Origin of the sequence: Mesorhizobium sp. M2A.F.Ca.ET.039.01.1.1, from assembly GCF_003998035.1 — a bacterium.
GTDB lineage: Bacteria > Pseudomonadota > Alphaproteobacteria > Rhizobiales > Rhizobiaceae > Mesorhizobium.
The window spans coordinates 1-1,293 of sequence record NZ_RZRY01001173.1; the positions used below are offsets into that span (position 1 = coordinate 1).

A 1,293-nucleotide genomic window follows, 5' to 3' on the forward strand; every position below is an offset into this window, starting at 1 on the left:
CTCAAGCACCAAGGACAGCCACAAGGGAATAGCCGACGTCACCAAGACATGGAGCGAGAAGGAACTCTTGCCCTACAAGGACTTGATAGCTTCCGGCGACGTCGACATGGTCATGGCCGCGCACGTGATAAACGCGAAGCTCGCCTTCTCGCCCGAGATCCCCGCCTCGCTTTCCCGCAAGACGCTGACCGACCTCCTCCGCGACACCCTGCATTTCGACGGCGTGGTCATAAGCGACGACATGCAGATGCAGGCCATCACGGACAACGTCAGCTTCGAGGAATCCGTGCTCAGGGCGGTAAGGGCGGGGAACGACATCCTGATATTCGCCAATGACAAACATCCGGACCCGGCAATCCCGGAGAAGATCGCCGCGCTGCTTTCCGAAGAGGCGCGGAAGAATCCGGAGATGCTCGAGCGCATCAAGAACGCCTATGAGAACGTGATGCGCCTGAAAAGGAAGCTGGGGACGGCCGTTTCCGAGGGAACGCCCGTGATCAAGGAACGATAGCGGCCAGGGATGCGCGGACCCTTCAAGCTCGAACGAGGCATTTTGGCGCGCGCGGCCCGGAACGCGGCCACGGGACTCCGTATCGCCGCGGTGGCCGCCGCGGCGCTGTCTTCCGGAGGTCCGGCGCAGGCGCAGCCCGACGGCGGGCTTCTCGACTATCCTCAGACCTCGCTCGACGGCAGGGTCAGCGCGAACATGACGGTCCCGCTCGAACGCTGCGCGGAAATCTGTTCCTCGCGATCCGGGTGCGTGGGTTTCGACCATGCCTCCGGGTCCGGTATCTGCAGGCTGTTCGAGACCGTGGTCGGGGCCGCGGCGGACCCTTCGCGGCGCGCCGGCGCACGCAGCCTTGTGCCGGGGTACCATGCGCCCGCCAACGCGCCCGCGAGCGATGGCGAGGCGGAACAGCTCAGCCGGGCCTGGGCATGCCCGCCCGCCAGCGAAACCTCCAACAGGCTGCACCTGTCATGGAACGTGTATTTCGACAGGAGTTGGCGGAAGGCGGGCAGCGAAGCCGTGTTCGTCGACAGGCGGGTCCAGACCGTCCGCAACGCGGACTCGCGGGACGCCACGACCATCTCGCTAGAAACGGCTTTCCAGGTCGACTGGACGAGGCTCGGCTCGGTGGAGGTCGACCGGAACCTGCTCGCCCTCGATTGCGCCGGCGGCGACAGCTGCATCCGTGCCCGTTCCTCCACCAGCCTGTCGACGGACTGCCGCGGCTTCTGCGGGGGGCAGCCCTGGACCTCGGAGGCAAGCTCGAGCCGGCAGAGGCTCCGGTT

General features: G+C 66.0%; 2 protein-coding genes. Both read left to right on the top strand.

All coding sequences use genetic code 11. The features are described 5' to 3' along the window. On the top strand, positions 1–511 hold a 511-nt coding region (locus tag EOA24_RS38310), incomplete at its 5' end, for a glycoside hydrolase family 3 N-terminal domain-containing protein (RefSeq protein WP_133374927.1). A 9-nt stretch (positions 512–520) separates the two neighbouring features. Then, on the top strand, positions 521–1,293 hold a 773-nt coding region (locus tag EOA24_RS42185; protein ID WP_189354609.1), incomplete at its 3' end, for a PAN domain-containing protein.